The organism is Hymenobacter sp. R533113 (genome assembly GCF_056835965.1).
Map to the genome: position 1 here is coordinate 217,146 of NZ_JAKWBD010000001.1, position 14,613 is coordinate 231,758.

The following is a 14,613-nucleotide window of genomic DNA, read 5'->3' on the forward strand; positions in this document are numbered from 1 at the left end:
TCGCGAGATGCTTCGGCTCCGCCTCTGCCTGACCACTTACTTTACCGCCGCCTGATTTTTAGTTGGTAGAATAAGCGCCTAGACAAGCTGCCAAGCTCAACCATCTGAAAAACAAGACAACAAGTGAATGAGTTTTACTGTAAAACCATCTGTGCTAGCTTCGTGTGGAAGTTAGCCAGTGAGTGCTCCACGCAGCACCTTACCCCTTGTTTTTCAATTTTATGGATACGAACCTTCCGGTCTCTTCCCATCCGCGTGTCGTCATTATCGGCTGCGGATTCGCGGGTTTGCGGCTGGCCAAAGAGTTGCGCCACGCACCCGTGCAGGTGGTCATCATCGACCGCAATAATTACCACAACTTTCAACCTTTGCTTTATCAGGTTGCCACCGGCGCCCTCGAAGCAGACAGTATTGCTTACCCCATTCGCAAAATTTTCGCCGGCCAGAAGAACTTCTTCTACCGCATGGCCGACGTGCAGCGCGTAGATCCGCAACGCAATATGATACAGACCAGCGTGGGCGATATTCGCTACGATCATCTGGTAATTGCCACGGGCTCGCTCACCAACTTTTTTGGTATCGAGAGCATCGAGAAGAATGCTATGCAGATCAAGAGCATTCCGAATGCACTGAATCTGCGCAGCTTTATTTTCCAGAATTTTGAGAAAGCCCTGCTCACCGAGAACCCCGAGGAAAAGCAGGCCCTACTAAACATTGTAGTGGTAGGCGGTGGCCCTACGGGCGTCGAAATCAGCGGCTCGCTGGCTGAGATGCGCCGCCACGTGCTGCCCAAAGACTACCCCGAACTTGATCTGCGCCAAATGCAGGTCATTCTGGTAGAAGCTGGTAAGGAAGTGCTCGGGCCTATGTCGGTGAAGTCGCAGCAGGAAGCAAAGCAATACCTGGAGGAGCTAGGCGTGATTGTGCGCTTGAACACGTCCATCAAGCGGTTCGAGAATTGCCGGGCTTATTATTCTGATACGGAGTACATTCCGACCGAAAACCTGATCTGGGCCGCCGGTGTGAATGGCGCCGAAGTGCCCGGTTTGCCCCCCGAAGTGGTGGCCCGCAACAAGCGCATCACGGTGAATCAGTGGAACCAGGTGCAGGGCTTCCAGAACGTCTTCGCCATCGGTGACGTGGCTAATATGGTGACCGAGGATATGCCCAAAGGTATGCCCATGCTGGCGCCGGTAGCGCAGCAGCAAGCCGAACTATTGGGTCAAAACTTACAACGCATTATGCGCAATGAAGCGCCAAAAAACTTCAAGTATGTCAATAAAGGCGTAATGGCCATCGTGAGCCGCAACAAGGCCGTAGTTGACCTACCCAAAGACGTGCATTTCAGTGGTATTCTGGGCTGGTTTACCTGGCTTTTCGTGCACCTAATGACGCTGGTGGGCTTCCGCAACAAAGTGGTAGCCTTCGTCGATTGGGCTTTCAGCTATTTCAGCTCCGACCAGGCCCTACGCCTCATCATTCGTCCTTTCAGCCGCCGCGACGTGAAGGACGATCAAGGCAAGAAAAAAGCCGAGCATCAGAATTCTACGCCGGAGTATAACCCCACGCCGCCCGCTATTCAAACGCCGGTAGCGCGGTAAATCGAGGACGCAAAAAAGCCCCCCGGCAGCTGCTGGTGGGCTTTTTTATGGGTTTTTTGATAAAGCCGGCTACCGGCTAAAACGTGTAGCGGACACCAAGCTGAATCTGATACGGTGTGCCGTTTTTCTGGATGACGCCCACGTTGGGATTGATTGAGTAACTGTATTGCTGCGTTCCTTGGTCGAAGCCCGCGACGTTTAGTAAATTCCCATTTACATTACTTAAGTTAAAATTGCCCCCCAATCCTTATTCAGCAGGTTGGCGAAGTTGAACACGTCGATGGACAACTCCAGGGCCTGTGTTTTAAACGTCTTAATGGTTTTCAGCAAACGCACGTCTACTACGCCCGTCAGCTGCTTGTTTTCGCCGCCGTTGCGGTCCGCGATTTTGCCGAAGCTCTCCCGGATGTAGTCTTTGGCGCGGCTGTCCGACTCGTTCAGCAGGCGGTTGAGATCGGCGCGGATGTTCTCGGGCGTGTTGGGGTCGTTCGGGTCGGGCACGAAGGCCAGGTCATTGCGTACGCCGGTCTGGCCCACGAAGTCGCCGTTGATGTCGCCGGCCACCAGCAGGGAGTAGCGCGTGCCGCTAATGCCGCTGAAGCGGGCATTTAGGCTAAACCCTTTCCACACCGGCGACACCCCGTAGAGCACCACTTTATGGCGGAAATGATTGTCGGAGTAATTCAGCTCCGAGAGGCTGCGCGGGTCGCTCTTCACGGGTCGGAACGTGGAGGTGTTGGCCACGTTGCCGTTGTAGGAAGTGTTGTCGCGGGCATCATTCAGCGTGTAGCTGGCGTTGAATGCCCCGATTTTGGGTAGTTCCACCTGCGCGTCCACGATGAGAGAAGCGGTACGTAGCTTAGCGCCGTTGGTCAGAATCAGGGTGCGGCCCACCAGCGGGGAGCGGCGGCTGAGCACGTTGTTGGTCTGGCCCCGGCTCGAAATAGAGCTGGCGGGCACGAACACGCCCCGGTTGTCCTCGTTAGCCAGCCGGAAATCCGGCTCATCGCGCAGGTTGCCGTCTAGGTACACGTAGTTGTTGTTAGTGCGCGACACCAGTGCGTTCACGCCCACCCGCAGCCACTCGTTCACGATGCGGTTGTAGCTCAGATTGGCCTTGTACACGGTGGGCACCTCAAAATTGGGGTCCGTCAGGTTGATGGTCGCTACCGAGGTAGTGCCGGCCGGCACGCCCGGCACCGTAGAGGGGTCCTGGCGGTAGCTGGGAAAGTCGGGCCGGGGCACGGGGTTGGGCGCGGCAGGGTTGTTGGGCCTGGTCACGTCGATGGCCGCAATCTGGGTGCCATCGTTCTGAATATTGTTCAGCTGGGCGTAGTTGATGACGTAGGCCGAGAACACGCCCCCGCCCAGGCGGAAGATATTGCGGCTTTTGCCCCCCACGTCCCAGGTCAGCTGCAAGCGGGGCTGGATGTTGTTCCAATCGGTAATCTGCGCGTCGGTGCGCAAACCCAGCTCCTGATCCACCAGCGGGTTGTAGGCGGCGGGCGTGAGGTAGCTGGTTACGTCGTAGCGCACCCCCAGCTGGGCCGTCACGTCGGGGTGGGGGTTGTAGAGGGCCTGGGCGAACAAAGAGGCGTCCAACACAGCATGCTGCACGTCGGGAATGCCGTTCAGGGGCACCTCGCGGGCGTAGCGGGAAGGATTAAGGTTATTGAATTCGCGTAGGCTGTTGAAGATAAAGCGCCCGTTCTGCTCATTCGACACGTAATTGTCCAGGAACGTGAGCATGTTATCCGTACCGAAGGTGAAGTTGAAGCGGCCGGCCGTGAGGTAGCTCGTGTTTACCAACTGGAGTTGATTGACCTGCTGGGTTTCGGGCGTGAAGCGCTGCCCGCCCAGCTGCACGTCGGTCTGGCCCGTCCGGCCGTCGGGCAGTACCGAGCGCACCGTCACGATGGCCCGCGGAATATTATTGGCCGGCAGTTGGGAGTTGGGCTCGATGGCGTTGTACGAGTACACGTACTGCATTTTCAGCTCATTGAGCAGCTTACTGGAAAACGTAGAGCGCAAGGACAGCGCCGTGCTGTTCTCGCGGGAGCTGAAGCCCGCCCAGGTTTCGTAGAGGTTGATGCGGGAGTTGTCGTTGGTGCTGGTGGGGTTATCCCAGTCGCTGTAGTTGTTGCGCAGCGTGAGCCGGTGCTTGTCGTTGATCTGCCAGTCAAGGCGGGCGAAAATGGTATTAGCTACGGTCTGGCGGTCAAACGAGCCGGTTTGGCGCTCACTGCTCAGGCCATACTTTTCCCGTCCGATAGTCAGCACGCTGTCCAGTACGCTGCGGGTAATACCTAAAGCCTGCTCGTCGTCGGCCCGCTGAATGTCCGCAATGAAAAAGGGCAAGGCCTGCTGCTGCCGGTCCAGGGCCACGAAGAAGTGCAGCTTATCCTTAATAACAGGCCCGCCGAGGCTAAAGCCGTACTGGGTGGTGCTGAAATCCACGGTGCGCTCGTTGCCCCGGATGTCGCGCGGGTTGGCCAGCCAGTCGGCGCGGTGATACGTAAAGGCCGAACCCGTAAAGGTGTTGGTCCCCGACTTCGTAGCCGCGCTGATGGAGGCACCGCCCTGCCGGCCCTGGGTCACGTCGTACACATTATAGGCGACTTCAAATTCCCGGATGGCCTCCAACGACAGCGTGTAAGGGCCGCGACCTATCGGCCCGCTGGTGAGCATATTCCGGGCGCTCAGGCCGTCAACCAGGTAGTTAGTGGAGGAGGGCAACTGGCTGCCGACGCTGCGGCCGTTTGAGGTAGGTGCCAAGTCAGCTAGACTGGTAAAATCGCGGTTAAGGGCGGGCAGGCGGCTTATGGCCTGCGCCGTGATGGCGGTGCTGCTGCCCAGGCGGTCGACCCGGCTCGTCAGGGCATTCTCCGTCACCACCACCTCCTGCAGCTGGGCGGCCGACTCGCTGAGCTTGAAATCCACCGCTATCCGGTCGCCCTGGTTCAGGGTGTAGCCCGTGCGCTGCTGGGGGGCAAATCCTACGAAACTAACGTTAATCTCGTAGGGTCCGCCCAGGGGCAGTTGGCGCAAGGCGTAGCGCCCGTCTGCGCTTGTCGCTACGCCGGTCTGGAAGCCAGTGGAGGTGTTTTTAACCACAACTGTCGCGCCGGGTACGGCCTCACCCTGAGCATCTTGCACAAAGCCCGCGATAGATGCATCCGTGGATTGGGCTCGTGCCGGAAGATAAAGACACAAGAGGACCAGCGCCCATAGGAGCGCTACTGCTACGCGGGGCCGTTGCCTAGATGGCAGTAGAATAGGTGTCATACAAAGTGAAAGAGGTTAGATGGATTGGTACCCAAAAGTATCTCACCTTTGTATGGTTTTGCTTACCTATTCGTATGCTTTACATAAGCTTTATTGTTGGTTAACAGTGTGTTAACATTGATGAAACGTATATTATGTCTTGATTAATTTAAGATTGACTATTGGTTTTAAGCTATGGTTTGCTACTAGTATCGCCTGATGCGTGCTCACTTCTTGGATTGGTGATAAGCTGCGTTCACGTTAGCGTAGTGGAAAGTTAACGTTATGTTATATCTATATTAACTATAAAATATTCTGGAATAACGTGTCTTTGGTGCTCTAGCTTTGCTCCGCATCCTGCTCTATTTCTGCTCAATGAGTTCACGGTTACTTAGTTTCTACCCGCACTTAGCTGCGATCTGTTTAGTAGCCGCTCCAGCCGCCGCCCAGACTTCCGCAACGCCCGAAGCCGACACGACGCGGCGGGTTCGTATTCCCGAAGTCACGATTCTGGGCAGTCAGCAGAATGAGCTGTTTACGAACATTCCCGGCTCAGTAAGTAAGGTATCAGCCAAGGAAATTCGGCTGCTGGCGCCCGTGAGCAGCAATGAGGTATTTCGGCGGGTGCCCGGCCTGAACGTGGTGGACGAGGAGGGGGTGGGTTTGCGGGCCAACATCGGTATTCGCGGCCTCGACCCCGACCGCTCCCGCACGGTGCTCATCCTCGAAGACGGCGTGCCGGTGGCCCTGGCACCCTACGGCGAGCCGGAGTTGTACTACACGCCCGTCATCGACCGCATGGCTGGGGTAGAAGTGCTCAAAGGCAGTGGGCAGATTCAGTTTGGTCCCCAGACCATCGGTGGGGTCATCAACTACCTCACGGCCGACGCGCCCACGCAGGCGCTGACTACCGTACGGGTACGCGGGGGCGGGCGCGGCTATTTCTCGGGCCTGGCCAGCTACGGCAATACTTTTGGCAACACCGGCCTGATCGTGACCTACCTGCACAAGCGGGCTGATAACCTCGGGCCGGTGCAGTTTCGCCTGCACGATCTGAGCGCCAAGCTCACCGTAGCCCTGACGGCGCGCCAGACCCTGCGCCTCAATCTGGGCGCCTACGACGAGTTCAGCAACGCCTCTTACCTGGGCCTGACCCAAACCCAATACGACCGGGGCGACCAGGATTACGAACAATTGGCCCCCGACGACCGTCTGCCCGTGCGGCGCTACTCGGTCAGCGCCGGCCACACCGTCCGCCTCTCCGACCGGGTGCAGCTCAGTACCACCGCCTTCGGCTACACCACCAGCCGCAACTGGCAGCGCCAGGATTTCTCGTCCTCGCCCACGGCCGCCAACCAGACCGGGGTGGTGTGGGGCGACCCGGAAGTGCCCGGCGGGGCGGTGTTTATGCTAAACAGCAACGGCCACCGCAACCGCCAGTTTCAGGTGGCTGGCCTGGAGCCGCGCCTGACCTTAAACTACACGCTCGGCAGCCTGAACGGCGACCTGACTACGGGCGTGCGCGTTCTCCACGAGCAAGCCGAGGAACAATATATAGTAGGCAAAAAAGCCGACGCCCGCGGCGGCGATCAGCGCGACTTCGAGATTCGTAAGGGGCTGGCTTTCAGCGCCTTCGCGCAAAACAAGCTCCAGCTCACTGACCGCTTGGCGGCTACAACTGGCCTGCGCGGGGAGCGTTTCGCCTACGAGCGCGACATCCGGCGCGGCCTGTTTTCGATAAATGGCCGCAACCAGGTGCGCGACACCGTAGTCGTGGCCGAAAGCAGCGTCACGGCCCTGATTCCGGGCGCGGGCCTGAACTACACGCTCAGCGACCGGGCCACGCTATTCGCGGGCGTCCACCGCGGATTTGCCCCCCGCGCATCAAGGACGCTATTTCCGGTGCCGGCGTGGCCCTCCAGCTCGATGCTGAGCTGAGCTGGAACTACGAGCTGGGCACCCGCGCCCGCCCGCTGCCTGGTCTGGACGCGGAAGTAACCGGCTTTGTGATGGATTTCTCGAATCAGATTATTCCCGTCTCGCTGTCGTCGGGCAACGCGGGGGCGGGCTTCCTGAATGGGGGTGCCATCCGTCACCTAGGCGCGGAGGGCAGCCTGGCGCTCCATTTTGGCGAGCTGCTGACCCTGGCCCGGCCCGTACTATTGGATGTGAAAGCAACCTATGTGAAGGCCACTTACACCGACGACCGCCTCGCCGCGACGCCCACCAATGAGCAGCGCAACATTAAGGGTAATCAGACGCCCTATGCCCCCAACGTGTTGCTCTCGGGTGGCCTCAGCGCCGAGCCCCTGCGCGGTCTGAGCCTGCGCCTGACCGGCACCTACGTCGGCCAGCAGTACACCGACGAGCTGAATACGGTGCCCGCCACGGCCAATGGCCGCACCGGTCGCCTGCCTGCCTATGGCCTGCTCGATGCCACCATCCTCTACCGCCTGCCCGGCGACCATGTGAGCTTGAGCTTAGCCGGCAAAAACCTCACGGATGAGCGCTACATTGCCTCCCGCCGCCCTCAGGGTATTCGCGTAGGCACGCCAAGGCTGCTCACCGCTGGCCTGGATGTAACGTTTTGAAGCTGATTACGCGTAGGGGCGGCTCGCAGCCGCCCATTTTCCCGCGCGGTAGTGGGTGCCCGTGCCGCTCGTTATTCAACCAAATGCCAACATCAGCCAACGCCGGGCGGCTGCGAGCCGCCCCTACAAAACCCTCACTACCTATGAAACTTTCTGCCTTACTCGTCCCCGTTCTGGGCTTGCTGCTAGCCGGCTGCGCCTCCACAACGCGCCCGGATAAGGCCCCGGAAACGGCCGCTGCGCCGGTACTGCCGGGGCCAGTGGCGGCCACGCAGCAAACGCTCCTGCCCAACGGCTGGAAATTGGCCCCCGCTGGCCGCCAAGTGCCGCTTGGGGATTTGCCCCTGAATCTGGTGGTGAGTCCTAGTAACAAGCTGGCGGCCGTTATCAACTGCGGCTGGGGGGCAAATTCGGTGCAATTGCTGAATCCTACTTCCGGTGCCGTGCTTGATGAGCAAGTCATCAAAGCTGGTTGGGTGGGGCTAGCTTTTGGGCCCGAGGAAAAGACGATTTATGCTTCCGGGGGGCAAAAAAACCGCATTTATTGCTTCAAGATAGAAGGCCAGAAGCTGGTGCCCGACAGTGCCATCGTGTTAGGAAACGAGTGGCCTAAGCAGAAAATAGGGGTAGCCGGCCTGGCCGTAGATGCGCGCCGTCAGCTGCTCTACGCCGTCACCCGCGAGGATAGCGCCCTGTATACCTACGACCTGCGTACCCGCGCCCTGGTGCGCCGCCTGCCCCTGGGCAGTGAGGCCTACACCGCCGTCCTGGCGCCCGATGGTAATGCCCTCTATATCTCCCTTTGGGGCGCGTCGGCGGTAGCCGTGTACGACCCGCGCCAGCAGCGCCTCACGGCCCGGATTCCCGTCGAAAGTCACCCTAATGATATGACGATCAGCCGCGACGGCCGCCGCTTATTCGTGGCCAACGCCAACAGCAACTCCGTGTCGGTGCTGGATACGCGCGCGGGCCGCGTCATCGAAACCTTGGCTACCACGCTGTTTCCCAACGCCCCCGCCGGCAGCACCACCAACGGCGTGACGCTTTCAGCCGATGAAACCCAGCTTTTTGTCGCCAACGCCGACAACAACTGTCTGGCCGTATTCGACGTGCGCGAACCGGCCAAAAGCAAGTCCCTGGGCTTTATACCGACGGGCTGGTACCCTACCGCCGTGCGCACCGCGGGCCAAACGCTGCTGCTAACCAACGGCAAAGGCAGCGCTTCCGCCCCCAACGGCCAGGACGGCCCCAACCCGCTCAAAAATGGCCCCCGGCCGACCCAGTACATTGCCGGGCTGCTGCGCGGCTCCCTCTCGGTGCTGCCCGTGCCCGATGCGGCCACGCTGGGGGGCTTTTCGACCCAGGTGTACGCCAACACGCCCTATACCAAATCCCGCGAGCAGGCCCCCGATGTGCCCGCAGGCAACCCCGTACCCCAGCGCGTGGGCCAGCCTTCGCCCATCAAGCACGTGTTCTACATCATCAAGGAAAACCGCACTTACGACCAGGTATTGGGCGATATGCCCGAGGGCAACGGCGACAAAAGTCTGTGCTTGTTCGGGGAAGACGTGACGCCCAACCACCATGCTCTGGCCCGCGAGTTCGTACTGCTCGATAATTTCTACGTGGATGCCGAAGTCAGCGCCGACGGCCACAACTGGAGCACGGCCGCTTACGCCAACGACTACGTGGAAAAAACCTGGCCCAGCAACTACTCGGGCCGGGGCGGCAGCTACGACTACGAGGGCGGCCGGGGCGAAGTAGCCGTGCCCAAAGACGGCTTTATCTGGGACTACTGCCAGCGCGCCGGCGTGAGCTACCGCAGCTACGGCGAGTTCGTGGCCAAAGGCAAAGCCACCGTCAAGGCCCTGGAAGGCCACGTCGCGGCCGATTATCCCAGCTACGATCTGAAAGTGCTGGACGTAGACCGCGAGAAAATCTGGGAGCAGGACTTCGATAAGCTCGTGGCGGCGGGGCAGGTACCCCAGTTTCAGGTGATTCGCCTGCCCAACGACCATACGGCCGGTGCCCGGCTCGGTGCCCGCACGCCCCTGGCCTACGCCGCCGACAACGACTTGGCCCTGGGTCGCCTGATCGAGCATTTAGCCCAAAGCCCGGTCTGGAAAGAGTCGGTGGTGATGGTAGTGGAAGACGACGCCCAAAACGGCCCCGACCACGTGGATGCCCACCGCAGCACGGCCTACCTGGCCGGCCCCCACGTCCGGCGCGGGGCCGTCATTCACACCATGTACTCTACCTCCGGGATGCTGCGCACGATGGAATTAATCCTGGGTTTGCCCCCCATGAGCCAATACGACGCGGCGGCCGTGCCCATGTGGGAGTGCTTCACCAATAAGCCGGACCCCGAGCCCTTCGTCGCCCTTCCCGCCCACGTGGACCTGAATGCCAAGAATGTAGCCGTCAACCGCAGCTCCCGCGAAGCCGAAAAGTTTGACCTCTCCCGCGAAGATGCCGCCCCCGACATCCCCTTCAACGAAAACATCTGGCGTGCTATCCGCGGCGAGAACAGCATAATGCCCGCGCCACGTAGAAGCTCCTTCGTGCGCGTTGTGGCCGGGAAGGAGGAAGATGAGGATTAAAATAGCCTACCTTAGAACGTCATGCGCGGAATGCTCTGCATGACGTTCTAATCGAGCTTGTGAAAACAAAAAAGCTCCCAGACTGCTCTGGGGGCTTTTTCTGTGTTAGAAATTACTTGTGACTACAATGCGTAATCAGCCAGGGCCTTGCTCACGTCGTATATATTCCGGTCGTTGCGGAAGGTTTTGCTGATAGCATCCGTCTGGCCTCGCACCCAGATTTTTAGCTCCGCGTCGAGGTCGAAATGGCCGGTGGTTTCCATGGAGAAGCGCTCAATGCTGCGGTAGGGTACGCTCAGAAACTCCTTTTTCTTACCCGTTACTCCTTGTTTATCCACCAGAATCAGGCGCTTATTGGTGAAAATAAGCTGATCGCGGATAATGACGAAGGCTTTCTCTACCCGTTCGTCAGTGGCCAGTAGGCGGCTGAGTTCCTGTTGTAATTCCTGGGCATCGCTCTCCGAAGCATTGCCGATTAATCCGTCGAGAAGTCCCATAAGTGAGTAAGGTGAAATGGTAAAAGTTATAGGACTTACGCACTTGCGGGGAGCAGGGCAGGAATGAGGGGCTTGGCGAGCAGCTGGCTCAAGTAGGGAGCCCATTGGTGCTGGTGGGCCTGATAAATCGTTTGGGCCGTTGATCGGGCAAACTCGCGCAGGGACACCCACGCCAGGTAGCAGCAGGCCAGATGGTTGCGCTGGGCCTGGGCACGGCGGCACTGGCATTTCTCGGCCCCGGTCAGCTGCTTGAAGCTGCGGTGAAACTCTTCCACCTGCCAGCGGGTGCGGGTGGTGGCCTCGACCAGCGGTTGGGTAAGCGTAAAGGCGAAGTTGTTGGTCACGACCCATTCAATGTCGCCGTTTGGGGCGACCAGCCGGAACAAGCGCACCGCAAACGGCACCTTCTGCAAGCGTACTTCCAAGCCGGTGCTCCACCCACCCGGCGGCGGGGCTACGTCGGCCAGGGACTGGTAGCCCCCTCTTTGCTGGCACTCACTAACCGGTTGCTTTTCAGGGTCGTGAAAAACGTCCAACCGGCCCGCTGAATCAGCTTCAGGTTGTCGCTGCCGCTGTACCAGGCATCGAACAGGAGCGTGCGGGCCTGAATTTTATTTTCCGCCACGACGTGGGCGAACATGGCCTGGAAATGCTCGTTTTTGGTCAGGCCATCCAGCTCCGGGGCATAGACGCGGTAGTCCAGGGGCAGAAAATCCCCGGCCTGTCCGCTGCTGTGGACCAGGTTAACCAGGCAGATGCCGGTGACCAGGCCATGTTCGTTGCCCGAATACTGGCGTTTGGCTACTTCAATGAAGCGACTGTAGCGCTTGTCCTGCACGCTATCATCGACCAGCAAAAAGGCCTCCGGCGAGTCGTGGAGCAAGGGCAAGACCAACTCGCGCAACTGCGTGGGCGAAAACGAGCTGCGGCGCAGAAATCGGTTCACTTGATCGTGGCTCACCTGCGACAGGTGCTCGGCCAAGTGCGTACACGTATAATTGCGGGGCGTACTAAGCAGGTACTCGATGTAAGTCGCTTGCGTCACCATAAAGCCAGGCTTTTTCTCAAGTTACTACTAAGTGCGTAAGTCCTAAGTTAAAAGAAAAAGTAGCCGTTATGTGCTCTTAGCAAGCTGCCGCCGCAGCCAGTGAGTCAGCCGATTGGGGAGCCAGAAAGCCTCCATCTACGATAATAAGGGTAGCACCGTGTTCAGTAAAGGAGCGGTGTGAGCTTAGCTCATCCGACACTTTATACGACATGCCTTTGGTCATGAGATAAATTCTGCCGTCGGCTAGTTCGGTGGTCAACTCGCCTTCGGTTAAGAAAAGTAAATGACCTTTTTGGCACCAATGGTCAGCTTTATAACCAGGAGAGAGCTCGACCATGCGTACCCGCAAATTGCCAAACTGCAACGTGCGCCAGTAAGCCATACCGGTTTCGCCGGGATGCTCAGTGGTGGGAATATCTTGCCAGTCGGTTACTTGAAAAGGAATAGTCATTAGGGGTGCGACGGGCGTGAACAGAACGGGATGATAAAGCCCAAAAGACAAAACGCCAGATGATTGTCATCTGGCGTTTCTTAATTGGTTAATTCTAATTCGTACCGCCGCCCGTAGCACCGCTGCTGGCTGGCACGGTCGGCTGCGTGGCGCTGGGCTGCTGTTGCATAGGGTTGGACTGCGGGCGCTGCTGCTGCTCAAACAGCTCGAAGCGGCTGGGGGCCAATTTGCGCGGATAAGCGTTGTTGCTCAGGTCCGTGTCGGCGGTTTGCAGGAATGGGTCGAGGGTGAAGGCTACCACGGGCTTATCGGTTACGAATACCTTGGTCACCTGCTCGTTGTTGCGCCGCCAGATTTCGGCCGGAATGTTCACCACTTCCTGCTTGCCGTCTTCATAGGTCATTTGCACGACTACGGGCATTACCAAACCGCCAATGTTGCGCAGGCCCACTTCGTAGAAGTGAAGACCCTCATTGAGGCGCTTCTGCTGCTCGGGCTTCAGCGTCTTTACGTACTGCTGGTAGCGCTGTTTATCGGCCTCGGTGGTGGCGATGGGGTCATACGTGTTGTAGAAGTCCTTCAGGCCGGGCTTTTCATCGTCTACCAAGGTGCGCTTGATATCCTGAAGGTTGCGCTGCTGCGACAAGGTCTTCGGCTCAGCATTCAGTTCCTGCCGCTTGCGGGCATTCTCAATTTCGGGGTTTTTGGAATCGACGGTATACCACTTCACGCCTTCAATAGCTAGGTCGGTGCGGTCATTCGTGTAGAACCACCCGCGCCAGAACCAGTCGAGGTCAACACCGGAGGCGTCTTCCATGGTGCGGAAGAAGTCGGCGGGCGTGGGGTGCTTGTAGGCCCAACGGCGGGCGTACTCCTGGAAAGCATAATCGAATAGCTCGCGGCCCATAATGGTTTCGCGCAGGATATTCAGGCCGGTAGCGGGCTTGCCGTAGGCGTTGTTGCCGAGCTGCAATACCGACTCCGAGTTAGTCATGATCGGGGTTTGCAGGCTCTTATCCATGCGCATGTAATCCACGATTTTGGCCGGCTCGCCGCGGCGCGATGGATAGTTACGCTCCCATTCCTGCTCCGAGAGGTACTGCATAAAGGTGTTCAGACCTTCGTCCATCCACGTCCACTGCCGCTCGTCGGAGTTCACGATCATGGGGAAGAAGTTGTGACCCACTTCGTGGATAATCACCGAAATCAGGCCGTATTTGGTGCTGGCCGAATACGTGCCGTCTTTCTCGGGGCGGTAGCCATTGAAAGAAAGCATGGGGTATTCCATGCCGCCAATAGAGCCGTGCACCGAAATAGCTACCGGGTACTGATACGGAATGGTACGCTTAGAGTAGGTTTTGAGCGTGTGCGCTACGGCCTCCGTCGAGTATTGGCCCCAGAGCGGGTTGCCCTCTTTCGGGTAATACGACATGGCCACAATCGGCTTGCCTTCGATCTTCAGACCCATCGCATCCCAAACAAACTTGCGGGAGCTGGCGAAAGCGAAGTCACGCACGTTCTTAGCTGCAAAATTCCAGGTCTTGGTGCCTTTCGCGCGGCCTTTCTCGGCTTGCTCAGCCTCGGCTTGCGTCACGACAACCACGGGCTTTTTGGCATCGGTAGCCTGAGCCAGGCGCTTGCGCTGGGTGGTGGAAAGCACCTGATCGGGGTTTTGAAGCGTGCCCGTAGCGCCCACCACGTGGTCGGCGGGGGCGGTGATGCTCACCTTGTAGTTGCCGAAGGGCAGGGCAAACTCACCGCTGCCCAGAAACTGCTTGTGCTGCCAGCCGTTCACATCGTCGTACACGGCCATGCGGGGGTAGAACTGCGCAATTTCGTAGAGGTAGTTTTTATCCTCGGGGAAATACTCGTAGCCCGAACGACCACCAAGCTTAGGCTGGTCGTTGATATTGTAGCGATACACAATGCTGAACGTGAAAGACTGCTTGGGCTGCAAAGGCTGGGGCAGATCCACACGCATCATGGTATGGTTTACCACGTGCGGCAGTGCCTTGCCGCCTTTCTGCTTCACTGATTCAATCTTATACCCGCCATCAAAATCGGCGCGGGCTAAGTAGTCCATGGCTCCAAACGACATGCGCGGCTGTAATTCGGCCGTCTGCGTGGAGGTAGTCATGGAGTTTTGGGCGTAGATATTCTGGTCGAGCTGCACCCAGAGGTAAGTCAGCACGTCGGGCGAGAGGTTGGTGTAGGTGATGTCCTCGGTGCCCGAAATGGCTTGCTTCTCGTCGTCGAGCCGCACATTGATATCGTAGTCGGCGCGCTGCTGCCAGTACTGGGAGCCCGGCGCGCCCGACGCCGTCCGAAACGTATTGGGCGTGGGCAGCTCCGTGCCGAGCTGGGCAAATTTGTCGGTGCCGGAGTTGATGTTCTGGATGGAGGGCGTTTGCGCCAGAAGTGGCGCGGCGCTCAGGCCAACGCAGCCGACGAGCAAGAGAAGATTTCTCAACATAAAAACAAGCAGAAAATCAGGAAGGAGGAAAGCAAATTTACAAAAAACCACTTAATGATTCCGTAACAGATAATCTCTATATAATACC

8 protein-coding genes and 1 pseudogene are annotated in these 14,613 nt (G+C 58.5%); 4 read left to right on the forward strand and 5 right to left on the reverse strand.

Annotated elements, in window-relative coordinates:
- The first annotated feature begins 221 nt into the window (after positions 1–221).
- The gene (locus MKZ35_RS00975; RefSeq protein ID WP_482511364.1) at positions 222–1,601 is read left to right on the forward strand and encodes an NAD(P)/FAD-dependent oxidoreductase; all 1,380 of its coding nucleotides are present in this window, start codon (positions 222–224) and stop codon (positions 1,599–1,601) included.
- A 222-nt stretch (positions 1,602–1,823) separates the two neighbouring features.
- Here MKZ35_RS00975 and MKZ35_RS00980 read toward each other — a convergent pair whose 3' ends face one another.
- Positions 1,824–4,757, reverse strand: coding sequence for an outer membrane beta-barrel protein (locus MKZ35_RS00980; protein WP_482511365.1), 2,934 nt, complete (start codon positions 4,755–4,757; stop codon positions 1,824–1,826).
- A gap of 483 nt (positions 4,758–5,240) precedes the next feature.
- Here MKZ35_RS00980 and MKZ35_RS00985 point away from each other — a divergent pair, with 483 nt between their 5' ends.
- From MKZ35_RS00985 to MKZ35_RS00995, 3 genes are all read left to right on the forward strand, one after another.
- Positions 5,241–6,803: a TonB-dependent receptor family protein gene (locus MKZ35_RS00985; protein ID WP_482511366.1), complete on the forward strand. Its 1,563-nt coding sequence runs from the start codon at positions 5,241–5,243 to the stop codon at positions 6,801–6,803.
- Positions 6,776–7,456 (forward strand): TonB-dependent receptor domain-containing protein, encoded by a 681-nt coding sequence (locus tag MKZ35_RS00990; protein ID WP_482511367.1) that lies wholly within the window; start codon positions 6,776–6,778, stop codon positions 7,454–7,456. The genes MKZ35_RS00985 and MKZ35_RS00990 overlap by 28 nt, the downstream gene beginning before the upstream one ends.
- Before the next feature lie 143 nt (positions 7,457–7,599).
- Positions 7,600–10,056, forward strand: a complete 2,457-nt coding sequence (locus tag MKZ35_RS00995; protein WP_482511368.1) for a bifunctional YncE family protein/alkaline phosphatase family protein — start codon at positions 7,600–7,602, stop codon at positions 10,054–10,056.
- A 122-nt stretch (positions 10,057–10,178) separates the two neighbouring features.
- Here the strand turns inward: MKZ35_RS00995 and MKZ35_RS01000 are convergent, their stop codons facing one another.
- The 4 genes and pseudogenes from MKZ35_RS01000 to MKZ35_RS01015 form a co-directional block, all read right to left on the reverse strand.
- Positions 10,179–10,553 (reverse strand): PH domain-containing protein, encoded by a 375-nt coding sequence (locus MKZ35_RS01000; RefSeq protein WP_482511369.1) that lies wholly within the window; start codon positions 10,551–10,553, stop codon positions 10,179–10,181.
- Positions 10,554–10,588: 35 nt separating this feature from the next.
- Positions 10,589–11,601: pseudogene (locus tag MKZ35_RS01005) on the reverse strand (IS701 family transposase).
- Between the two features lie 76 nt (positions 11,602–11,677).
- Entirely contained in the window at positions 11,678–12,052 is a 375-nt protein-coding gene (locus MKZ35_RS01010) for a DHCW motif cupin fold protein (RefSeq protein ID WP_482511370.1), read from the reverse strand.
- Positions 12,053–12,146: 94 nt separating this feature from the next.
- A complete protein-coding gene (locus tag MKZ35_RS01015; RefSeq protein ID WP_482511371.1) occupies positions 12,147–14,525 on the reverse strand; it encodes a M1 family metallopeptidase in 2,379 nt (792 codons plus the stop codon).
- Positions 14,526–14,613: the final 88 nt, after the last annotated feature.

Coding starts and splice junctions, on each gene's coding strand:
- MKZ35_RS00975 (WP_482511364.1), top strand. CDS start 222: ATGGATACGAACCTTCCGGTCTCTTCCCATCCGCGTGTCGTCATTATC.
- MKZ35_RS00985 (WP_482511366.1), top strand. CDS start 5,241: ATGAGTTCACGGTTACTTAGTTTCTACCCGCACTTAGCTGCGATCTGT.
- MKZ35_RS00995 (WP_482511368.1), top strand. CDS start 7,600: ATGAAACTTTCTGCCTTACTCGTCCCCGTTCTGGGCTTGCTGCTAGCC.
- MKZ35_RS01000 (WP_482511369.1), bottom strand. CDS start 10,553: ATGGGACTTCTCGACGGATTAATCGGCAATGCTTCGGAGAGCGATGCC.
- MKZ35_RS01010 (WP_482511370.1), bottom strand. CDS start 12,052: ATGACTATTCCTTTTCAAGTAACCGACTGGCAAGATATTCCCACCACT.
- MKZ35_RS01015 (WP_482511371.1), bottom strand. CDS start 14,525: ATGTTGAGAAATCTTCTCTTGCTCGTCGGCTGCGTTGGCCTGAGCGCC.